This window comes from uncultured Helicobacter sp., assembly GCF_949282165.1.
In the GTDB taxonomy this organism is placed as follows: domain Bacteria; phylum Campylobacterota; class Campylobacteria; order Campylobacterales; family Helicobacteraceae; genus Helicobacter_F.
Genome location: NZ_CASDOV010000006.1, coordinates 26,587 through 47,710, shown reverse-complemented (window position 1 = coordinate 47,710; position 21,124 = coordinate 26,587). Strand labels below are relative to the sequence as shown.

Below are 21,124 nucleotides of genomic sequence, written 5' to 3'. Positions count from 1 at the left end.
AAAGAGCTTTATTCCACATTGTGCAAGATTGTAAATGGTAATTTTCATAAATGCAAAATCCCTATTTTTAGGGCTTTGTCGTTTTGTGATTTACAAAAAGTAGCACAATTTTTAAATAACTTTTAAGAAAAAAACACTAAAATACGGGGCTTAGCAGGCTTAAGATTGTATGAAAATTACCATTTTCAATCTTTTTGACATTAGGCGTATCGTGTTTAAGGAAGATTCTATGGAAATAACGGCTGTTGTGGTAGCGCGCAAGGGTTCAGTGAGGATAAAGTCCAAGTCTATGCTAGAGCTTGGTGGTCAAAGCCTCATAGAGCGCAAAATTCTCCAACTAAGAGCTACTAAGCAGATTCACAGAGTGGTTTTTGGATCAGATTGTGAGCAGATGCGCTCCATAGCACGAGGCGCAGGAGCAGAAGTTGTAGAGCGTGGGGCGTATTTTTGCGATGAGAGTAGGGCAAGTGCTAATGAAATGATAGGAGAGATGATGTCTCTTATCTGCACTGATGTTGTTGTGTGGGCGCACTGCACCAATCCACTCATTAGCGCGCCCACATACGATACCGCCATCAGCGCGTTTTTGTCCAATATCCCAAGATATGATAGCTTGTGCTCGGTAGTGGAGCTTAGAGAGCATCTGTGGCGCGGCGATAAGCACACACCGCTAAATTACAATCCATACGCACTCCGCCACACTCCAGCCAAAGCCCTGCCACCTCTGTATATGCAAGATGGTGGGATTTTCATACAACCTTATGCGCAAATGAAGGCAAATAGTTATTTTTTTGGCAAAAAGCCGTATTTGTTTGAGATACCAAAAGAGGAATTTTTGGACATTAATGAAATGCGCGATTATCTCCTAGCGAGGGCGATTGTAGAATCGTATGCTGCGAATGCTATGCAAGAGCGTGACTCTCGCGATACTCACGATGAGAGAATAGAATCTAGTGTTGCCAACGACATTGCAGAATCCAAAAAATCCCAAAACGATGGCAAATCCGCTCTCGGGGGGGGGGCAAATAGATATAGCTTATTTAGCTGCCTAAAAGATATTTATCCCGCCAATTCCTGCCTCAAGACACGCTCCACTTTGGGCAATCCGCTCGCATTAGTTGCCCCTACCAAAAAGGCGGCATAATGAAAATCGTGAGTGTTATGCCTATAAAATTACACAATAAAAGACTTCCAAATAAGAATCTCCTAAAGCTTGGCGACACATTTTTGCTTAATCACAATCTTAAAACACTGCTTTCCCTAGAGATTTTAGATGATATTTATGTGTATTGTAGTCAGGAAAGCATTATGGAGTATGTCCCAAGGGGAGTGAAGTTTCTCCAAAGAGATACAAGACTAGATAGCGATGAGAGTAATTTCACGCAAATTTTTGAAGCTTTTAGCGCTGTGGTGCGTGCGGATGTGTATGTCTATACGCACGCTACCGCGCCGTTTTTGTCACCAAAAACCTTGCAGGCTTGTATCGATAGTGTGCTCAAAGAAGGCTACGACTCGGCATTTAGTGCGACTAGGATTCAGGATTTTTTATGGACAAAGGATTTTATGCCACTAAACTTTGATGCGCGCAATGTCCCAAGAAGTCAAGATCTAGAAGTGATATATCGGGAAACCTCGGGTGTGTATGTGTTTAAAAATGAGGTTTTTGGGGAGCTACGCAGGAGGATTGGTAATAATCCCAAAGCCATAGAGGTGGGTTTGAAAGAAGCGATTGATATCAATACCAAAGAAGATTTTGAGCTCGCAGAGATTATCCAATCCTGTGAGTCTCGACAATCTCAAGATTCAAACAAAGGAGTCCAAATGCCAAAAATACTTGATTGCACCTTGCGTGATGGGGGCTATGTAGTCGATTGGGAGTTTGGGGAGCACAATATCATACAGATGATTGATGGGCTTTGTGGGGCACATATAGACTTTATAGAATGTGGGTATGTCAATCCACACATTCACGCGCCCAATAAAAGTATTTTTGCTAGCATTGAACGCATTGCGGATTTTTTGCCCACAGATAGGGGAGAGAGTAAATTTTTGGCGATGGCTGATGTAGCGCAGCTTGGCCCTCAAGATATTACAAATCGCAGTGGCAAGTCCATTGATGGGCTAAGGATTGTGTTTTACAAACACCAGATACAAGAGGCGCTAGCACTTTGCCAACAAAGTATCCAATGTGGCTATGAGACTTTTATGCAACCAATGGTAACCATAGACTACACGCTGCAAGAATATGAGAATCTAATCCGAGAGCTTTGTAAGTTTGACATACAATGTATTGCGATTGTGGATAGCTTTGGGTATATGACTAAGCGAGACATTAGGCGGTATTTTGATGTGATAGATTCTATCGCGGGCGAGAATGTGATGGTAGGCTTTCACTCACACAACAATATGGATTTAGCCTTTAACTGCGCTCAAGATGTTTTAGAATACGACACCAAAAGGACGCTTATCCTCGATGCTTCCCTAGAGGGTATGGGACGCGGTGCGGGCAATCTCTACACCGAGCTTATCGCGCAATACTACAATGCAATGCGCACTCCAAAATACGATATTGAAAAAATCCTAGATTTGATAAGTGCCTATATAGAACCTATCAAAAGATATAAAAAGTGGGGATATAGCCCATATTTTTTCATCACAGCTTTGTATGGGTGCCACCCAAATTTCGCTACCTATCTGCTAGAGATAGAGCCTAGTGTGAGTGTATCGGAGTTTAAGGAATTTGTGCGCCTCATACCCGCAGATATGAGAACAAAGTGTAAAAAGCCCTATGTGGAGGAGCTATATAGGATATTTAGCTCTCGGGGGGGGGGGGCAATTTAGTAGCCCTTATGGGCAATTATGGAGCAGCAAAGCTCGCGTCCATAAGAGCGCAATTTGCGTGGGAGAGTCGCCTCGCCCAAAAGCGCGGCGTATGTGTGGATAAGGCTGCCTAATGCGTATCGCACTCCTTGATTGCACCTTGCGTGATGGCGGGTATATCAACAAATGGGCGTTTAAGCAAAGCCATATCACAAAAATCCTCCGTGCCCTGCTAGATTCTAAGGTGGAGGTTATCGAGTGTGGGTATCTTAGTAATAAGGGCTTAGAGCGCGATAGCACGCTTTTTAGGGACATTGCTAGCATAGATAGGCTGCTAGATTCTGTAATCTCTAGCGACGCTATAGAATCTAAGCCCATAGATTCAGAGAGGGTGTGCGCGCCAAGATTCAATAATGGCGGAGCGAGTGGAGATTTACTCTCCACGAGCGGCAGCAATTTGCCCCAAGAAAATTTGGTTTATAAAAAAGGCGTTAGCCCAAGCGGCGTTGATGAGGTGGCGACACCAAAGCGCGATTTAGATTCTGAAAAATCTGCTGTATGTTCGCGCAGCGGAGCGAGTGGAGATTTACTCTCCACGAGCGGCAGCAATTTGCCCCAAGCAAATTGCAATGAGATGATAAGCTCAAGCTCGGTTTATAGAGAATCTGCCAACCCAAATCGCGTTCCTGACGCGCAGACACTAAAGATTCTAGAATCTCGCACTAGATTGAGTGTATGTTCGCGCAGCGGAGCGAGTGGAGATTTACTCTCCACGAGCGGCAGCAATTTGCCCCAAGCAAATTGCAATAAAACAATGTTTGTCGCAATGATAAATCTCGGAGACTTTAGTCTCTCGCATTTAAAGCCAGCGCAGGATTCACACATTACAGGTTTGCGTCTAGCGTTTCACAAGGAGCATTTATCTGAGGCACTTACCCAAGCTAAGATTTTGCAAGATCTGGGCTACAAAGTGTTTTTCCAGCCTATGGTTACGAAGCGATATAGCGATATTGAGTTTCTCACGATGCTAGAATCGCTCAATGCCCTGCGTCCCCACGCCTTTTATATCGTCGATAGCTTTGGCTCGATGACACTGCGTGAGTTTGGGCGATACTTGCTACTTAGTGATAGCAATCTGGATTCACAAATCGCGCTAGGCTATCACTCGCACAATAATATGCAGCTAGCCTTTGCCAATGCTATCAACCTTACCCAAAGCAATCTCAAGCGCGAGGTGATTTTGGACGCTAGTATCTATGGTATAGGCAGGGGTGCGGGCAATCTCAATACCGAGCTTATCGCGGATTTTCTCAATAAAGAGATGGCAAAGCACTATCACATCACGCCACTACTTGAAGTGATAGATTCTCTGCTAGAATCTCTTATGGCAAGGCATTCGTGGGGGTTTTCTCCGGCACAATACCTCTCGGCATCGCTTGAGATTCACCCAAATTATGCCAACTTCCTCACGCGCAAAAACAACACCCACATTGCCACGATTCAAAAAGTCCTCCAAAAAATCCCAGAATCCAGTCGCTCAAATTTTGACAAGGAGCTTATAGAAAAGCTCTACATCGACACACTTTTAGAATCTAAGCTCAAAGCACGCGGTGCATTGCTAAGTGATAAAAAATTCTTACTACTTGCCCCGGGTGCGAGCGTGCTAGAGCATAGCCAATGCATAGAATCTGCGATAAAAATGCAAGAGCACATAACTATAGCCATAAACCACAAAGCAGAATTTGTGTGTGATTATTATTTTTTTGCCAACCAAAAGCGTTATGATGAGTTTGCATCCACCCTGCCTTGTGAAAAAATCATCATCACCAACAATATCAAAACCACCAAAAGCCCATCGATTGTCCTAGAGTATCGTGATTTGGTATTTATCGATGGAGAGTTTTTTACCAATGCTACGGTGCTTTTGCTGCACTATCTCGCACGACAGGGCGTGGAGAGCGTGGAGATCGCGGGGCTTGATGGCTACCGCGTGGGCGAGCAAAACTATGCGTATGATGAGTGCGATATACAAGCCTATGATGAGGCGATGAGGGAGCAAAATAGCATTTTGCAACGCGCCCTTAGGAAGCTAAAAGGCAGGATAGACTTTAGCTTTCTCACGCCGAGTATTTTTGAGGAGTGCGTATGAGTGTGAATGTCTTTTTGCCCTGCAGGAGGGGGAGCCAGCGTGTGCCACACAAAAACACCAAGCCCATTGGGAGATTTGCAAATGGGCTTTTGGAGCTTAAGCTCTTACAGCTCTCAAGCACGCGTGAGATTGATAGGATTTTTGTGAGTTCTGATGATGAAAAAGTGCTAGGCTTTGCCCAAAGTCTTAAGAATGCCAAAATCATCACGCACAAACGCGATGAGAATCTATGCGCTAGCTCTACTAGCACAGATTCTCTCATCGCTTATGCGCGTGAGCTCATAGGCAAGGGGGAGATCCTCTGGACGCATGTAACTTCACCATTTTTTGGGAGCAAGCAATACAGCGAGGCTATAGAGCGATATCGCGCGTGTTTGGAGCAGGGATATGATTCGCTTATGAGTGTCAATGCGCTTTATGGATTTTTGTGGGATAGTGGCAAGCCCATTAATTACGACAGGAGCAGATTCAAATGGCCCCAGACACAGAATCTCACGCCGATTTTTGAGGTAAATAGCGCGTGTTTTTTGGCAAATGCGCGTATCTATCGCACACAAGGAGATAGGATAGGGCAAAAGCCCTATTTGTATATCACGGACAAAATCACGGGCTTTGATGTGGATTGGCAGGAGGATTTTGCCATCGCTCAAGCCATTTTAGAGTTTGCACAGAGCCAAAGAGTGAGCGCGCTAGATTTGTCCTCTTTCGGGGGGGGGGGGTAATTGCCTATAGGTCAAAACGAGAATCTGCGCTAATTTATACACGATCTTTTTACTCACATTACGCCCTCAACACCCCAAAACCAAACAACAATCTAGATTCTAAAAAACTTCTTGTATGCTCGCGCAGCGGAGCGAGCGAGGATTCACTCCTCGCAAGCGGCAGCAAGTTTGCTAGGGCAAACTTGCATAAAATGATAAGCCCTAGCTCGGTTTATAGCAAAGGTGCTAGCCCAAGTGGCGTTCCTGATGCGCTGACACTAAGGATTCTAGAATCTCGCAAAGATTGTAGTGTATGCTCGCGTAGCGGAGCGAGCGAGGATTCACTCCTCGCAAGCGGCAGCAAGTTTGCTAGGGCAAACTTGCACAATATGATAAGGCGCGCGGTATGATGAAAAATACAATTTGTGTGATTCCTGCTAGGTATGCCTCTAGCAGATTTCCGGGTAAGCCTTTAGCGGATATTTGTGGGAAGCCTATGGTGTGGTGGGTGTATCAAGAAGCCAAAAAGCTCACAGATGTCTGTGGAGTGTATGTCGCCACCGAGAGTCCCCTGCTGCTGCGTGAGTGTCAAAAAATGGGCTTAGAGGCGATACTCACTGCCGATACACACGCCAGCGGCACGGATAGAGTTGCTGAAGTTGCGCGTAGCATTAAGGCGGATTGGTATCTCGTGTGGATGGGCGATGAGCCACTTATCAGAGCCAAAGAGGTTGCAGAGCTTTTGTCAAAAGCGCGCACAAAGGCGGGCTATGAAGCCTATATGCTTGCAAAAACTTTTGATAATCCCGTAGATGTAGTAAATCCCACGACTATCAAGCTCGCGCTCAACAAACGCCAAGAGCTTGTGTTTATGTCGCGCTCCTGCATACCATTCCCCAAATCCGCACTGCATTATAACTACTACAAAAATATAGGCGCATACTTGATGAGTGCGAGGGCTTTGGAGTTTTTTGCACGCACAGAAGTTGGGGATTTGGAGCATATTGAGGATATTGAGCTTTTGCGCCTTTTAGAAAATCACAAAAAGATATATGTGAGCGTGCTTGAAGATTGTGTGTCTATGTCGGTGGATACGCCCAAAGACTTACAACGCGTTGTGAAAATCATAGAATCTCATATGGCTAGCGACACTACAGAATCTAAAGCCCAAAATAACCACAGATTTTTATCCTCCGGGGGGGGGGTAAATAGATATTCCCTTAAAAGACAACATTCAGAATCTAGTTTTAGCACTTTAGATTCAAATTTAGAATCTAAGGCAAACTTAGAATCTAGCCTTTTAGATTCACTTTCTCACGGATATTCCCTAGATTCTCATCATCGCTTGTTTGCGCAAAAGAAAAAGGGGTGTTATCCCCTCCCCGCTCCCCTTAGCCCCGAAAAAGCCGCCGCTTTTTGCGCAGCCAAAAGTATATCTTTTGGCGGGAGTGCCTCGCTGTATCCTTGTCTAGGCAAAAATGCTAAAAATGCACTCCTGCATTCTCTTAACGCATTTTTTCTAAAGAAGCTTGCGCTTTGCCACACACGACAAGGGCGAGAGGCGGTTGGTGCTATCGCACCTACATATTGTAATGGGGCAAAGCCAAGCGCGGAGTTTAGAGAAAACATAGAATCTCGTGTGGGCTTAGGCTCTAGCTCGGTTTATAGAGAATCTGCCAGCCCAAGTGGTGTTCCTGACGCGCTGACACCAAACAATACTTTAGATTCTAAAAAATCTGCTGTATGTTCGCGCAGCGGAGCGAGCGAGGATTCACTCCTCACAAGCGGTAGCAAGTTTGCTAGGGCAAACTTGCACAATGTGATAAGGCGCGCGGTATGATGTTTGGCACAGAAAAGTTCCTCTATGAGCAGCTTTGCAAACTAAAAAACGCATTTGGGCTGCAGGGCATTAAGGCTGAGTTTGAGGCGGAGGGCGCGAGCTTTCGCGATATTATGCGACTTAGGCGGCTTACCTCGAGTGCGGGCGTGAAGCTACATATAAAAATCGGTGGTGTGGAAGCCCTGCGGGATATAAAAGATGCGATAGAAATCGGTGTAGATGGGATCATCGCGCCTATGGTAGAGAGTGTGTTTGGGGCTAAAAAGTTTTATGAGGGCATTAAGAAATTTTACAAAGACACGCCTATCCACACTACGCTTAATATCGAGACTAAAACCGCCATCGACAACCTAAGCGAGATTTTGGCGTATGCTAATGGAAGGTTTCATAACATCAATATCGGGCGTTCGGATTTAAGTGCTTCGTTTTTGGATTTGGGCATTACGCCAGAGAGTGAGCAAATCTATGCCACTCTCTCTAGTGTGGTTTGTCAAATGCGAGGCTACCCTCTCACGCTTGGCATTGGTGGGGGACTAAGCCGCGCTAGCATTGAGAATCTAAACACCACCTACGCCACGCTTAAAGCCCATATCAATCAGCTTGAAACGCGCAAAGTCATACTCCCCACGCAGAGCTTTTGCGAGAAGAGTGAGGCGATTACAGAGGCGTTGAGGTTTGAAGAGCTCTATATCCTCTCCAAAAAAGAATTTAGCGATTTGCACATAGATTCTGAAATCGCGCGCCTGCCCGAACTCAAAAGGAGAATGCTATGAACAAAGACAATGTGTGTGTGATAATCCCCGCACAAGATTCTAATCGCTACCACAAAGAGGGCGATCTCGCGCCATTTGGCGATACGACACTGCTAGAGTGGAAAATCGCCCAATGCAAAGAGTTCGCCCCAAAATCCCAAATCTACATCAGCTCCCAGAGCCAAAAAATACGCGATATGGCGTTGCGTGAGGGCGTGGAGTTTGCCCCACGCGATAGCACAAAAAGCTATATGCAAAATATCCAAGAGTTGCTTGGGTGTCTTAAGTTTGAGGATATTGTCTATGCGCATTGCACGACGCCATTTGTCAGTGCTAGCGTGTATCAGAGTATGTATGAGGAGTTTGTGGGGGCAGGGCATAGCGCGCTTGTCTCGGTTAGGGAGCTCCACGAGTTTGTGTTTTACCAAGGCAAAAGGCTCAATGTAGAAAACGCCTTTGCTCTGCGCACGCAAACCCAGCCAGTGCTACTAGTAGTCAATGGGTGCTATATCTTTAAACGCGCCAAAGCTAAGAGGACACAAAATTTTATCTTTGCAGATTCTGCATTTTTTAGGCTTGAGAATCTCGCAAGTATCGAGATTAAAGACATAGAGGACTACACGATAGCCAGAGAGCTCATCACGATGTATTTTGCTAAGGAGGTTGGATATGGGCATAGGCATTAGTGCGATTATCCCTGTGCGGGAGGGATCAACGAGGCTAAAACACAAAAATATTTTGCCCTTTGGGGAGTGCAATCTCCTCATACATAAGATTCGTCAGCTTAAAAAAGTGGCGGGGATAGATGAGATCATCGTCTCATCAGATAGCGAGCTAATGCTAGAGATGGCACGGAGTGAGGGGGTGGCTACACACAGACGAGCGCGAGAGTTTGCCGATGAGCGCACTAAAAGTTTTAGCGAGCTCATCGAGCATTTAGCAAGTGAAGTGGGGAGTGGGGAGCATATCTTGTATGCGCCCTGTGTGTGTCCGCTCTGTGATGAAAAAGACTTAGCAAACGCCATAGAAGTGTATCAAGAGAGAGTGCTAGGCTCTAAGCCAGCTTGCGACATTACAGAATCTAGAGAATCTAAGCCAATGGATTGGGGCAGTGTATGTTCGCCAAGATTCAATAATGGCGGAGCGAGTGGAGATCCACTCTCCACGAGCGATAGCAATTTGCCCCAGAATCTAGCGTATAGAAAAGATGTTTGCCTAGAACGCCTTGATGACGCGCTGACACCAAACGATACTTTAGATTCTAAAAAATCTTTTGTATGCTCGCGCAGCGGAGCGAGTGGAGATCCACTCTTCACGAGCGGTAGCAATTTGCCCCAAGCAAATTGCAATAAAATGACAGGCTCTAGGGAGTTTGATAGCGTGATTTCTGTGCGGAGTTTTAAAGAATATCTGTGGGATAGTTTTAAACCCATAAACTACCGCACAGGCGTCCATCATACGCCCTCACAGAATCTCCCCGAGTATTTTGTGGTAGTCAATGGATTTTATCTCGCTGCGCGTGAAAATATGCGCAAATGGCGGTATTTTTTTGGCGCACGCCCTTATTTGGTGTGTTTGCCCCAAGCCCACGCTATAGACATTGATACGGAGTTTGATTATATCTGTGCTAAGGCGGGCTATGCGTATTTAAGGGAGCAAAACCACTTCCAAAATCGCTCTCGGGGGGGGGGCAATTTAGAATCTAGTTTCACAGACTCACAATCCACAAGCGATAGCAAGTTTGCCCTAGCAAACTTGCATAAAATGATAAGCCCTAGCTCGGTTTATAGAGAATCTGCCAGCCCAAGTGGCGTTCCTGACGCGCTGACACTAAGGATTCTAGAATCTCGCACTAGATTGCGTGTATGCTCGCGCAGCGGAGGCAATGGGGGCTTAGCTCACATTGCCGATACACAAGTTTTGTGTAGCAAAACTTGTGTAAATAGAATGGAATGGGTGGCGTGATGAAGATCTTAATCACTGGCGGAGCGGGGTTTATCGGCACGGCGTTGGCACGCAAGCTCACAGATTTAGCTTATGAAGTGAGTTTGCTTGATTTGCCCCAAAGGTTTAAGCCCTATCACAAAGAGTATGAATGCTATGAGGTGGATATCCGCGAGGCTGCAAATTTTGGGATTTTGCACCACAAGAGCTTTAGCCATATTTTTCATCTAGCTGCCCAAACCTCCGGGGCTATCTCACAAGAAAATCCAACCCTAGATGTCGATACCAATGTCAAGGGCACGCTCAATGTGTGCAACTTCGCCCGCGCTTGCGGGGCGCGAAAGATTATCTTTAGCTCTTCTATGGCGACATATGGCAACCAAGAGGGCGAAATCTCTGAATCTACCCCCCTCGCTCCTCTCTCAAACTATGGCGTCTCTAAGCTCTGTGGCGAAGCCTATATCAAAAGCTTTGGGCAGTTTGGCGTGAAATGGAGCATTTTTAGGCTCTTTAATGTCTATGGAGCTGGGCAGGATATGCACAACCTTAGGCAAGGCATGGCAAGTATCTTTATGACACAAGCCCTTACATCAGATTGTCTGCGCGTAACGGGCTCGCTGCAGCGATATAGGGATTTTGTGTATGTCGATGATGTGGTGCAAGCCCTGCTTTTGGGGCTAAAATCCCAAACAGATTCACAAATCTATAATGTCGGAAGTGCGAAGCCTACGCGTGTGGGCGAGCTCATCGAGTGTATTTTGTCGCTATGTCCTAAGCCTAGAGAATCCTTTGAAGTGCGTAATGTCGGAGGGCACGAGGGCGATACATTTGGCTCGCTCGCAGATATTGCTAAGCTCCAAAGCCTTGGCTGGAGTCCCAAAGTCTCGCTCACAGAGGGACTTAGCAAAATGTATGCGTATGCTAAGGACGTGCTATGAAAGTCGCGGCATTGCTCACAGGCAGGGGGAATAACACATTGCCAGATAAAAATATCCTCCCGCTTTTTGGCGCGCCGCTTTTGAGCTATCCGGCAAGGGCGGCGTTGGCGGTGGAGGGCATACAGAGGCATTTTGTCAGCAGTGATGATGAGAAGATTTTGCGTATCGCACAGGATTTGGGCTACACGCCCATTAAACGCCCACAGGAGCTAGCTCTGCCCACTTCTCAGCATATCGATGCGATAAGGCACGCGCTTGAGTTTATGGATTCACACTTTGGCTTTGTGCCCGATGTGCTTGTGGTATTGCTCGCAAACTCCGCGACGATTAAAAGTGAGTGGATAGCACAAGCTATCGCGATGATAGAGCGAGATTCTAGCATTAGCGCAGTCGTGCCGGTGCAAAAGGATCAGGACCATCACCCCTATCGTGCCAAGCGACTAAACGCGCAGGGAAGCCTCGAGCCGTTTTTTGAGTTTGGCGATATGGAGATTTCTACCAATCGGCAGGATTTGCAATCTTGCTATTTTTTGTGCCACAACTTTTGGGTGCTCAATCTCACAAAGTCTCTGTATGCCAAAGATGGGCAAAAGCCGTGGGTGTTTTTGGGCAATAACATAAAGCCCATTTTCACACAAGGCTGCTTTGATGTGCATACGCTTGAGGATTTGGCTAAAAGTGAGCAGTGGCTAAGGGAAAATGGCGGAGTGCCTCTTTCGGGGGGGGGGGGGTAAATACATATTCCCTTAAAAGCAGCGTAGCGCTCGCGCAATTTTTTAGAGATTCACGCAGAGATTCACACACAGGCTCGCACACAAACTCTCTGGCAAACATTATAGAATCTCACAGGATTTACGCCTTTAGCGTCGCTAGATTCACTTCGGCGGTGCGCTATGCTTGAGAGTTTGGCAGTGGTGATCCCCGTGCGTTTGGGGAGCTCTAGGATTAGGCACAAAGCCCTGCTGCCCTTTGGCAATATGAATCTGTTGGAGTGGAAAATACGGCAGATTCTAGAGATTATGCCACCAAACAATGTGTTTGTGAGCACCGAGAGCAAGCAGCTAGCTCTAATTGCTAAAAAATGCGGCGTGCGCGTGCATCATAGGGAGAGATACCTCGCTATCGGGCATAGGGCGAGCTTTAGTGAAGTGATAGTGGGGATTGTGAGGGATATAGAGTTTGCGCATATCGCGTGGGTTACAGCCGTAGTGCCGCTGATGAAACCTAGAGAATACCAAGAGGCTTTTAGAATCTATGCTAAGTGCGTGGCGGGGGAGCGGCGATACGACTCGCTTTTTAGCGCGAATTTGCTAAAAGAGTATTTTTGGGATAGCCATAAGCCCCTAAACTACCAAGCCAACAGACATCACACCATTAGCCAAGAGCTACCCGATATCTTTCGTGTAACCAATGGCTTGTATATGAGAGATAGAGAATCTATCCTAAAAGAGGGCTATTTTTTGGGCAAAAACCCTTATAGATTCTGTGTCTCAAAGCTTGCGGGGATTGACATCGATGAGTATGAGGACTATGAGATGGCACGAGCGCTTCTAAGCTTGTATCACGGCTAGAGTCGCTATAATGGCGGCTTAGAATCTAGCAGTAGATTCTATAATTTTTCTAAGGAGCGCAAAATGCAAAATGTGATTATATTTGGTGCAGGCAGTAGTGCAAAAATCCTCGCCCAAGAGTTGCTAGGGCAGGACAATGGGCAAAATCCACTTCCGGGGGGGGGGGGGCAATATACTCTTCTTTGTAGATAACGATTCTAAAAAGTGGCATACACAGCTAGAATTTCGTGTAGCCGATAAATCCTTTACCTTCAGCGTGCAACCTCCCAAGCAGATTCTAAACACACAATTTGACAAGATTATCCTAGCGACAATGGTGGGCTATGACGATGTGCTAGCGCAGCTAAAATCCTATGGCGTGCCGATGGAAAAGATCGAGCACATACACCTTAGGGTAAAGCTAGAGGCGCGCATAAACTTCTTAAAAAGCTTTGCTAAGGAGTGCAAGGATAAGAGCATAGAGGGCGATATAGCTGAAGTGGGCGTGTTTCAGGGGGATTTTGCCAAGCATATGAATGCGTTGTTTGCCGCTAAAACTCTCTATCTCTTTGACACCTTTGAGGGCTTTGATAAGCGGGATTTGGATAGTGAATCTCGTGAGGTTAAAGAATACTTTAGCGAGGGGCATTTGGGCGATACTTCAATAGAGCTTGTGATGAGCAAAATGCCAAATCCAAGTAAGGTGGTTATCAAAAAGGGCTATTTTCCACAAACAGCGGCGGGGCTAGAGAATGAGCGATTTTGCTTTGTCAATCTCGATCCGGATTTGTATGAGCCTATTTTAGCGGGATTAGAGTTTTTTTACCCTAGGCTTTCACGCGGAGGAGCGATCCTCATACACGATTATTTTAATTCCGCATATCCGGGTGTTAAAAGGGCAGTTGATGAGTTTTGCACCAAGCATAACATCTTTGCCATACCCATAGGCGATGACATCAGTATCGCGGTGTGCAGGGCATAGGAGTTGGCTTGTGGTATAATGCGCGCATAAATTTAGTGCAAGGAGTTTGTATGCAGTGCTATCTATGCGGAAGTGAGAGGTATTTTAGGCGTGAGGGCAAGGTGCGCGATAACCCTAGTATCGAGATTTTGGAGTGTGAATCTTGTGGTTTGGTGTTTTTGAGTGAGCAGAGCACAAGCGATGAGTTTTATGCTCAAGGCGGTATGCACAACCAGCAGCAAGTCTATGAGCTAACAGGACGCAAGGACTTTATCAATGATATGTATAAGTTCAATCGCTCACGGCTAGAGTTCGTGCTAGATTCACTCATTGGCAAGGACATTGTGGATTTTGGCAGTGGGTATGGGGGATTTCTTATCCAAGCCAAGCCCTTTGCCAAAAGCGTGCTAGGTATCGAGCTAGAATCCCAAGTGAAACCTGTGTATGAACGCTATGGCATACCGCTAGCTTCTAGTTTGGAGGAGGCATTTGCAATCGCGCAATCATGCCAAGCCCAGCAACAAAACCACCCCGATAAAACCACTTCCGGGGGGGGGGGAATTATGATCTCTTAACAGCCTTTCATGTCATCGAGCATTTGGCAGATCCTATCGGGATTTTGCGCCAGCTCGCCTCACTGCTTAAAGACAATGGCAAGATGATTATCGAAGTGCCAAACGCCAATGACGCCCTACTGACTATCTACAAAAACAAAGCTTTTAGTGAATTTACCTATTGGAGTCCGCATTTGTATCTCTACAATCCCCATACCTTACGCAAACTTGGGCAAAAGGCGGGATTAGCGGTGGATTTTGTCAAATGTGTCCAGCGCTATCCACTCTCAAACACGCTGCATTGGCTTAGCAATGGCTTGCCAGCGGGGCAAAAGATATGGGGAGGGTTTTTGGATTCTCAAATCCTGCAAGAATCTTATGAATCCGCTCTCGCCTCCGTAGGCGCGACGGATACGCTCATCGCGCAGTTTAGGAAGCGATAAATCTTTGGCACGCTTTGGCTTAGAATCTTTAATGTTTTTTAAGGTTTTTTAGTTACAATCCGAGCCTTTTATATTTAGATTCTAAAGGATTTGTAATGCAGAGATTTAAGCCTAACTTCGGGGGGGGGGCAATTTAGTAAAAATCCTTCCCATTACATACTTTCTACCAAACGACTTCCCACGCGCCGAGCCGTTATCTGGCTGGGGCAGACTTGCAACCTTAGCTGTTATTTTTGCTACTTCGCTTCGAGGATTGCCGATAGGACACACCCAGAGCACCCCTTTTTCACATTAGAGAAAGCCAAAGCAATGTGCAAGATATTTGTAGAAGAATACGGCTGCAATAGTATCGATATCCAAGGTGGCGAGCCCACGATTTATCCACATATTTTTGAGCTTATTGAGTATTGTGTGAGTATCGGGCTTAAACCCACGCTGATTACCAATCTCATCGCTCTAAGTAAGTTTGAATACGCCAAAAAATTTAAAGAGGCTGGGATTTATGATTTTTTGGTGTCTTTGCATGGTATAGGGGAGAATTATAATAGGATTGTGGGCAAAAAGGGGGCTTTTGAGAAGCAAATGCAAGCTTTGCAAAATCTCAAGACTTTAGAAGTCCCTATCCGCATAAACGCCGTGTTAAGCAATGAAGTGATTGAGGATTTGGAGTCTCTTACGGATATTGCACTAGATTCACACGCGAGGGTAGTGAATTTCCTCGGATACAACAACTCGGGCGATCAGAAGCGACTTCGTGATACATACCAAATCCCCTATTATGACATCATCGCTCAAAAGCTCATGCCCTGTATCGATAGACTAGAAGCCAATGGCATAGAAGTGAATCTGCGCTTTTTGCCATTTTGTGTGGTTGATGAAAAATATCGCAAAAATATCTACAATGGCTTACAGAGTGTGTATGATATACACGAGTGGGAGCATAGCCTACGCCTATGGACAGATAGGGCAGCCCAAAGGCAGGCAAAGGCACTCATAGAGCCACGATCTACACGCTACTATCTCACGCGCCTTAAATTAGGGCGTGCCTTTAGGCTCAAAAGCCTTATGTGGCTTAAAAGGGCAATTATGCCATTTGTGAATCTTGCGCCACGATACGCACCCACAGAGGATTATCAAGATAAGATTGTGCGCAAGCTTAGATTCTATACGCCCTTTTGTGAGCTTGATCCAAGTCTAAGTAAAGTCGAGCATTTCTACAAAGAGCAGCATAAGGTTTTTAGGGATCTCACACACGAAAAGATCCACACCAAAAAGTGTCAAGAATGCAGTATAAAAGCCATTTGTGATGGATTTGCTTGTGATTTTATTGAGGAGTTTGGGAGCGCGAGTGTCAAGCCAATCAAGCTTGATAGGGAGGTAAAAGATCCCAAGTTTTACTCCAGACATCAACTAAAAGTCATCGAAACACAAGAGTGGGAGTGGTATTTTACCCCTCAAGAGATTGAGGAGATAGAGAGAGGCTAATGAGTGCGCAACCACAAGTAGAGGTCATCATCTCCTTATACAATTATCAAGACTATATCGTGCAGTGCGTGGATTCTGTCCTTAAACAAAGCTATACAAACATCATAATAAATATCATTGATGATGGGAGTAGTGATAAGAGCGTAGAGGTATTAAGGCGTGCATTTCCTAGTGAATTTCCCACTTCCGCGCGCCTAAAGCTCATCACTCAAGCCAATCAAGGGCAGCTAGGCGCGTTTAACACAGGCTTTGAGAATCTTGATAGTAAGAGTGAGATCGTGCTTTTTTTGGACGCTGATGACTATATGCAGCCCGAGTATGTAGCGCACATCGTGGAGCAATTCCAAAGCCAACAATGCGATTATATTTTTTGCAACCCAAAGATTTTGGATATGGGCATAGAATCTAAGCCCATTAGCGACATTATAGAATCTAAAGAATCTCAGCACATAGATTCAGGGCTGACATGTGCGCGAAGCGGAGCGAGTGGAGATTCACTCTCCACGAGCGATACCAATTTGCCACAAGCAAATTGCGTAGAAATAATAGAATCTCAGCCCATTAGCGACATTATAGAATCTAAGCCATCTAAACGGGTAGATTTGGAACTAGCCAATAGCTCTTTTGATAAGGTAATGCCCTCACGAGGGCTTGCATTGCCTATAGGGGACTTGTCCTTTGGGATTTTTCGCACCTACTATTTGCTCACATACTTTGGCACAAGCACTTCAAGTATCGCTATCACACGCGAGACCTTAGCCAAGATCCTACCGCTTAGGAGTATAGAATCTAAGTGGCGGATTCGGGCTGATGATTGTATCATTTATGGAGCTGCGCTGGTGGGGGCTAAGATGTATCGCACTTCATATGAGGGTATCGTGTATCGGGTGCATACAACTAATAACTATTGTGGCAAGAGCTTTAGCCCAAGCTATGAGTTTGGCAGGACTTTGGCTGTGCAGGAGCTTTTTGCTCAAATTATGGAGAAAAATGGTATTTTGCTCACATATAGGGTGTTTATGCAGGAGTTTCTCCTTGCACCTAAGCCCAAAAAGCGTGATTATCTCAAGATTTTGAGTTTGTGTGATTTTACACTAAGTCAAAAGATTTGGGCATTTTTTAGGATTGTGTTGCACTAGTCTAAAGAAATATTGTATTTTTTGACATAATCCGCAATGTTGTTGTAATTTTGTATATCGTTTTTGATGATATCTCTAAATGCTAGGATACATTCTTCAAAAAAATGGAGGTTATCATCTGATAGCTTTTTATCTAAGTGCCCATTGATCACATATTTGCAATACAAGTCTATTGCCATAAGGAATTGTGTTCTAGCTTCCTGTCGGTATTCATCACTTGCATTTTTATCATACATTGTGCCTACATATTCTTTGTAGGCATTGAGGATAAAAATCTCTGTTTGGAGAGTGGTTGTTCTTTGGAAAGATATTCTTGAGAGATGGATATTTTTGATTGCTGCGTATGCACTTATAGCCGCTATAAAGACAGCTATAAGAGATATAAGAAATTCGCTATTTTGCAGTATTGCTTGCGTTATATCCATCATTTGTTACATTTTGTGTTTGTCTTTGTTTGGTTGCTAGCATTCGCAAGGTTTTAAGTCCAGCATTAAAACTACCTGTGAGCTTTTTGGGAGCTGATTTTTTTTGGGTGCTCATAATTCCCCCTAAGGCATTGATACCGGGATTTTTCTTTAAGGGCGTTTTATTCATAGGAAACTCCTCTTACTGATTTTGGCTGATTGTAGCTCAAGAAACTGAATCTAAATTTATGCTACCATTGTGGGATTTTTTCACAAAGGAGTGCTATGCCACAATGTGTTATTTGGGATTTTGATGGTGTGATTCTTGATAGTCTCGCGGTGCGAGATTATGGGTTTAGAGAGATTTTGCGCGGGTTTGAGCGTGCGCATATAGAGGAGCTCATCGCCTATCATCATCGCAATGGCGGACTTTCTCGCTTTCACAAAATCGCTTATTTTTTTGATGAGATTGTGCGTGAGCCTATTAGCGATGATGAGGTGGCGCGCTATGCGGCGAGGTTTAGCGAGATTATGCGCCGTGAGCTTAGCAATCCAAACTACCTCATACACGACAGCCTAGAGTTTATCAAACAAAATCATAAAGCAATGCGCTTCCATATCGCCTCAGGCTCGGAGCATAATGAGCTAAACTTTTTGTGCCAAAATCTTGGCATAGCGCAATATTTTCACTCCATACACGGCTCGCCCACGCCCAAAATCGATTTGCTCGCGCAGATTCTCTCGCAAAATCGCTATGAGTCTAGAGACTGCCTGCTAATTGGCGATAGTGTCAATGACTACGAGGCAGCGAGGGCTAATGCCATCGCCTTTTATGGATACAACAATCCGAGTTTGCGCGAGCTTGGCGCGGGCTATATAGAGAGCTTTGGGGACTTTGTGGTGGGGTAGGAGTGAGAGTTTATGTAGTTTTTTGACTATAACTCCGCACGAAGTTTTCAAAATCCTCGCGTATATCGAGGTTGCCATAGTAGCGAATCTGCGCGGGAGTGAGCATATCGGCAGGCAGCACCTCGATGATACCGCGCAAGCCGTCATTGCGCCGATAAGATTCTAAGCGCAAAAGCGCGCTGAAAGTCTCCCCGATGAGGTGGAGGTCTTGTTTGCTTTGTGGGTGGAGATTTGGCAAGTCAAAGGTTTGGGCGAATTTGCAATCGAGGTTAAACAGATAGTATTTTATCGTCGTGTAGGAGTTTTGGGCGATAAAGGCGTCATCGATATTAAGCCCAAACAAAAATTCCTTATCCTCGCCAAAATGCACCGATTCTCGGAATTCCGTGAAGTTTTTGGAATCTTGTGGCGCGCCTTGGTGCTCGCGCTCGAGGTTTAGGAGCATATGCAGCAGCTCATCGATTTGCGTGCCAAAATGCTGCGCGTTGGATTCTATCTGTGCGATGAGTGCGTCCTTTTGCTTGATGGTTTGCAGGAGCGCGGCATTGCGGGATTCTAGCTCATCGATATAGCGGCTTAGCGAGGCGGTTTCTGAATCTTTTTGCGCGAGATTTTGTGTGAGCGTCGCGATAGTTTTTTGGAGATTCTCACACTCTGCGCGCAAAGTCTGAATCTCGCCCTTTTGTTGCTGGGCGATTTGGGCAGTGAAGTCAAACTTATCCACGCGCGCTCACCACATATTTGAGAGCATTGATATAGCTCTGCAGGCTTAGCTCCTTAGCCTTGTAGGCTTTGTCAAACGCCACGCCGTGATCGACAGAAGCGCGCAATATGGGGAGATTTAGCGTTACATTGATACTCTGCTCAAAATACAGAGCCTTAAGCGGGGCTAGCCCCACATCGTGATACATACTCACATAATGCTTAAAGCGCGCGCGATTGTGCGGGCTAAAGGCGGAATCTGGCGGCAGTGCCCCCACAAACATCGCCCTGCCCAAAGCCTCATTAGCCTGTGTGATAGCTTGCGTGATGAGCGCGTCCTCCTCGCCCATAAGCCCCCCATCGCCGCAATGGGGATTGAGCCCAAGCACCGCGCACTCGTTCATATCAGGCACGCACCGCGCAAGGTTTAGCAAAAACTCTCTAAGCGCGCGTGTGTGGATACGCGCGCTGACATCTTTTAGCGCGATATGATCGCTAAAGAGCGCGACAAAGAGAGATTCACAGCCTAGCATCATAATCCCCTCGCTCCCATAGCGGCTTTTAAGCGCGTCGGTGTGCCCTATGTGGGGGATACCTGCCATCTGCCACGCGAGCTTGTGGATGGGGAGGGTGAGCACTGACGCACATTCCCCGCTATCTACCAAATCGCACGCGTGTGTAAAGCTCGCATAGCTATACGCCCCGCTTAGTGAATCTAGCGCGCCGGGCGTGATGAGTGGGATCTCGCGTGTGGGAGGGGGGCAGAGGGAGGACTCGGGCAGTTTTGGTAGCTTTGATAGGGCTTTGGTGGATTGTGTGGTGTGGGATTTTATCATACTAGATTCTATAGCACTAGATTCTAAAAGCGCGTAGGCTTGCTCTAAAATTTCCTTATGCACGCAATACATTGGCGTGGCGTATTGGCTAATGTGTGCGTGCGCTCTGATGGCAATCTCTAAGCCTACGCCATTGACATCGCCGATACTTATCGCCACTTTCTTTTTTTGCATAGCTCGCCTATGTTTGCCTATGGTGCGGGTTTTGGGGGGTGCGTCTGCAGAGGGTTAGCATATCGGCTATGGCGCGCTCTAGCCCCACAAAAACCGCGCGCGCGATGATAGAATGCCCGATATTGAGCTCGCTAATCTCATCTATGGCGCGTATTGGCGCGATATTTTGGTAGTTTAGCCCGTGCCCAGCAAAGCACTCTAGCCCCACTTCACGCGCGGTTTTCGCGCTATTAGCAAGCAGGGTGAGCTCAGAATCTAGCAGAGATTCTAACTCGCTAGCGGGGAGGGCAAACTCGCTAAGGCTATGATGGGTTTTGGGGAGGTTGGAGCTGCGCATAAGGTGGAGGTTGGCATACTTGCCCGTGTGGAGCTCGACGCAATGCGCGCCTAGCTCTTTAGCAAGTGTAACATTCTCAACGCTAGGATCGATAAAAAGTGCGGTATGGATACCGTGCGCGTGGTAGCGCGAGAGGGTGCGCGCGATAGAATCTTGGTGGGCTTTGAGGTCTAAGCCTCCTTCAGTCGTTACTTCTTGACGTTTTTCGGGCACGAGGGTTATGCGATGCGGAGTGAGAGCGCAGAGAATCTCGGTGATAGATTCTGTGAGGGCGCATTCGACATTGACAGGTAGCGGGGATTGGGCGATGATGGAGCGCACATCACTATCGTGGATATGGCGTCTGTCTTCGCGCAAGTGGATTGTGATTTGGTGCGCGCCCGCATTTTTGGCGACAAACACCGCTTCTAGCGGATTTGGCTCATTGATAGCCCTCGCCTCTCGCAAAGTCGCGATATGATCGACATTCACACCAAGTCGCATACG

At 46.2% G+C, this 21,124-nt stretch carries 25 protein-coding genes; 19 read left to right on the top strand and 6 right to left on the bottom strand.

Translation table 11 applies throughout. The features are described 5' to 3' along the window. Positions 1 to 169 precede the first annotated feature (169 nt). Together ACH2BK_RS04735 and ACH2BK_RS04730 are read left to right on the top strand one after the other, a co-directional pair. On the top strand, positions 170 to 1,144 hold the full coding sequence (locus ACH2BK_RS04735; RefSeq protein WP_395002296.1) for a cytidylyltransferase domain-containing protein: 975 nt from the start codon (positions 170 to 172) through the stop codon (positions 1,142 to 1,144). Then, positions 1,144 to 2,841, top strand: coding sequence for a cytidylyltransferase domain-containing protein (locus ACH2BK_RS04730; RefSeq protein ID WP_395002295.1), 1,698 nt, complete (start codon positions 1,144 to 1,146; stop codon positions 2,839 to 2,841). The genes ACH2BK_RS04735 and ACH2BK_RS04730 overlap by 1 nt, the downstream gene beginning before the upstream one ends. Here ACH2BK_RS04730 and ACH2BK_RS04725 read toward each other — a convergent pair. Further along, on the bottom strand, positions 2,838 to 2,966 hold the full coding sequence (locus tag ACH2BK_RS04725; RefSeq protein ID WP_395002294.1) for a hypothetical protein: 129 nt from the start codon (positions 2,964 to 2,966) through the stop codon (positions 2,838 to 2,840). The two genes, ACH2BK_RS04730 and ACH2BK_RS04725, sit on opposite strands and share 4 nt — an antisense overlap. Between ACH2BK_RS04725 and ACH2BK_RS04720 the strand changes: the two genes are divergently transcribed. The 16 genes from ACH2BK_RS04720 to ACH2BK_RS04645 all read left to right on the top strand — a co-directional run bounded on the left by ACH2BK_RS04720 (position 2,954) and on the right by ACH2BK_RS04645 (position 17,276). After that, on the top strand, positions 2,954 to 4,969 hold the full coding sequence (locus ACH2BK_RS04720) for a hypothetical protein (RefSeq protein ID WP_395002293.1): 2,016 nt from the start codon (positions 2,954 to 2,956) through the stop codon (positions 4,967 to 4,969). The genes ACH2BK_RS04725 and ACH2BK_RS04720 overlap by 13 nt on opposite strands. Then, on the top strand, positions 4,966 to 5,691 hold the full coding sequence (locus ACH2BK_RS04715) for a cytidylyltransferase domain-containing protein (protein WP_395002292.1): 726 nt from the start codon (positions 4,966 to 4,968) through the stop codon (positions 5,689 to 5,691). The genes ACH2BK_RS04720 and ACH2BK_RS04715 overlap by 4 nt, the downstream gene beginning before the upstream one ends. Further along, on the top strand, positions 5,592 to 6,080 hold the full coding sequence (locus ACH2BK_RS04710; protein ID WP_395002291.1) for a hypothetical protein: 489 nt from the start codon (positions 5,592 to 5,594) through the stop codon (positions 6,078 to 6,080). Before ACH2BK_RS04715 ends, ACH2BK_RS04710 begins: the two co-directional genes overlap by 100 nt. Beyond that, positions 6,077 to 7,510 (top strand): 3-deoxy-manno-octulosonate cytidylyltransferase, encoded by a 1,434-nt coding sequence (locus ACH2BK_RS04705; protein ID WP_395002290.1) that lies wholly within the window; start codon positions 6,077 to 6,079, stop codon positions 7,508 to 7,510. The genes ACH2BK_RS04710 and ACH2BK_RS04705 overlap by 4 nt, the downstream gene beginning before the upstream one ends. Further along, entirely contained in the window at positions 7,507 to 8,283 is a 777-nt protein-coding gene (locus ACH2BK_RS04700) for an aldolase/citrate lyase family protein (protein ID WP_395002289.1), read from the top strand. Before ACH2BK_RS04705 ends, ACH2BK_RS04700 begins: the two co-directional genes overlap by 4 nt. Then, complete coding sequence (locus ACH2BK_RS04695; RefSeq protein ID WP_395002288.1) at positions 8,280 to 8,948, top strand: NTP transferase domain-containing protein; 669 nt, start codon at positions 8,280 to 8,282, stop codon at positions 8,946 to 8,948. The genes ACH2BK_RS04700 and ACH2BK_RS04695 overlap by 4 nt, the downstream gene beginning before the upstream one ends. Beyond that, positions 8,932 to 10,227, top strand: coding sequence for a cytidylyltransferase domain-containing protein (locus tag ACH2BK_RS04690; protein WP_395002287.1), 1,296 nt, complete (start codon positions 8,932 to 8,934; stop codon positions 10,225 to 10,227). Before ACH2BK_RS04695 ends, ACH2BK_RS04690 begins: the two co-directional genes overlap by 17 nt. Beyond that, positions 10,227 to 11,144: an NAD-dependent epimerase/dehydratase family protein gene (locus ACH2BK_RS04685; RefSeq protein WP_395002344.1), complete on the top strand. Its 918-nt coding sequence runs from the start codon at positions 10,227 to 10,229 to the stop codon at positions 11,142 to 11,144. The genes ACH2BK_RS04690 and ACH2BK_RS04685 overlap by 1 nt, the downstream gene beginning before the upstream one ends. Further along, positions 11,141 to 11,878: a cytidylyltransferase domain-containing protein gene (locus tag ACH2BK_RS04680; RefSeq protein ID WP_395002286.1), complete on the top strand. Its 738-nt coding sequence runs from the start codon at positions 11,141 to 11,143 to the stop codon at positions 11,876 to 11,878. The genes ACH2BK_RS04685 and ACH2BK_RS04680 overlap by 4 nt, the downstream gene beginning before the upstream one ends. Further along, a complete protein-coding gene (locus ACH2BK_RS04675) occupies positions 11,830 to 12,045 on the top strand; it encodes a hypothetical protein (protein ID WP_395002285.1) in 216 nt (71 codons plus the stop codon). The genes ACH2BK_RS04680 and ACH2BK_RS04675 overlap by 49 nt, the downstream gene beginning before the upstream one ends. Further along, a complete protein-coding gene (locus ACH2BK_RS04670) occupies positions 12,038 to 12,715 on the top strand; it encodes a cytidylyltransferase domain-containing protein (protein ID WP_395002284.1) in 678 nt (225 codons plus the stop codon). Before ACH2BK_RS04675 ends, ACH2BK_RS04670 begins: the two co-directional genes overlap by 8 nt. 136 nt (positions 12,716 to 12,851) lie before the next feature. Further along, complete coding sequence (locus ACH2BK_RS04665; protein ID WP_395002283.1) at positions 12,852 to 13,676, top strand: TylF/MycF/NovP-related O-methyltransferase; 825 nt, start codon at positions 12,852 to 12,854, stop codon at positions 13,674 to 13,676. Positions 13,677 to 13,726: 50 nt separating this feature from the next. Beyond that, the gene (locus ACH2BK_RS04660; protein ID WP_395002282.1) at positions 13,727 to 14,230 is read left to right on the top strand and encodes a hypothetical protein; all 504 of its coding nucleotides are present in this window, start codon (positions 13,727 to 13,729) and stop codon (positions 14,228 to 14,230) included. A 23-nt stretch (positions 14,231 to 14,253) separates the two neighbouring features. Further along, positions 14,254 to 14,652, top strand: coding sequence for a methyltransferase domain-containing protein (locus tag ACH2BK_RS04655; RefSeq protein ID WP_395002281.1), 399 nt, complete (start codon positions 14,254 to 14,256; stop codon positions 14,650 to 14,652). Positions 14,653 to 14,808: 156 nt separating this feature from the next. Further along, positions 14,809 to 16,137, top strand: a complete 1,329-nt coding sequence (locus tag ACH2BK_RS04650) for a radical SAM protein (RefSeq protein ID WP_395002343.1) — start codon at positions 14,809 to 14,811, stop codon at positions 16,135 to 16,137. Continuing rightward, positions 16,137 to 17,276: a glycosyltransferase family 2 protein gene (locus ACH2BK_RS04645; protein ID WP_395002280.1), complete on the top strand. Its 1,140-nt coding sequence runs from the start codon at positions 16,137 to 16,139 to the stop codon at positions 17,274 to 17,276. The genes ACH2BK_RS04650 and ACH2BK_RS04645 overlap by 1 nt, the downstream gene beginning before the upstream one ends. Here ACH2BK_RS04645 and ACH2BK_RS04640 read toward each other — a convergent pair. Both ACH2BK_RS04640 and ACH2BK_RS04635 read right to left on the bottom strand, forming a co-directional pair. After that, positions 17,273 to 17,704, bottom strand: a complete 432-nt coding sequence (locus ACH2BK_RS04640) for a hypothetical protein (protein WP_395002279.1) — start codon at positions 17,702 to 17,704, stop codon at positions 17,273 to 17,275. The two genes, ACH2BK_RS04645 and ACH2BK_RS04640, sit on opposite strands and share 4 nt — an antisense overlap. Next, positions 17,670 to 17,870: a hypothetical protein gene (locus ACH2BK_RS04635; RefSeq protein WP_395002278.1), complete on the bottom strand. Its 201-nt coding sequence runs from the start codon at positions 17,868 to 17,870 to the stop codon at positions 17,670 to 17,672. Before ACH2BK_RS04635 ends, ACH2BK_RS04640 begins: the two co-directional genes overlap by 35 nt. A 95-nt stretch (positions 17,871 to 17,965) precedes the next feature. Here ACH2BK_RS04635 and ACH2BK_RS04630 point away from each other — a divergent pair, with 95 nt between their 5' ends. After that, positions 17,966 to 18,589: an HAD family hydrolase gene (locus ACH2BK_RS04630; RefSeq protein ID WP_395002277.1), complete on the top strand. Its 624-nt coding sequence runs from the start codon at positions 17,966 to 17,968 to the stop codon at positions 18,587 to 18,589. A gap of 10 nt (positions 18,590 to 18,599) precedes the next feature. Here ACH2BK_RS04630 and ACH2BK_RS04625 read toward each other — a convergent pair whose 3' ends face one another. Genes ACH2BK_RS04625 through ACH2BK_RS04615 form a run of 3 tightly spaced genes read right to left on the bottom strand, consistent with a single transcriptional unit; the run spans position 18,600 to position 21,121 of the window. Continuing rightward, on the bottom strand, positions 18,600 to 19,313 hold the full coding sequence (locus tag ACH2BK_RS04625; RefSeq protein WP_395002276.1) for a hypothetical protein: 714 nt from the start codon (positions 19,311 to 19,313) through the stop codon (positions 18,600 to 18,602). Further along, positions 19,306 to 20,301, bottom strand: a complete 996-nt coding sequence (pdxA, locus tag ACH2BK_RS04620; RefSeq protein ID WP_395002275.1) for a 4-hydroxythreonine-4-phosphate dehydrogenase — start codon at positions 20,299 to 20,301, stop codon at positions 19,306 to 19,308. Before pdxA ends, ACH2BK_RS04625 begins: the two co-directional genes overlap by 8 nt. 7 nt (positions 20,302 to 20,308) lie before the next feature. Next, a complete protein-coding gene (locus tag ACH2BK_RS04615; RefSeq protein WP_395002274.1) occupies positions 20,309 to 21,121 on the bottom strand; it encodes a pyridoxine 5'-phosphate synthase in 813 nt (270 codons plus the stop codon). Positions 21,122 to 21,124 lie beyond the last annotated feature (3 nt).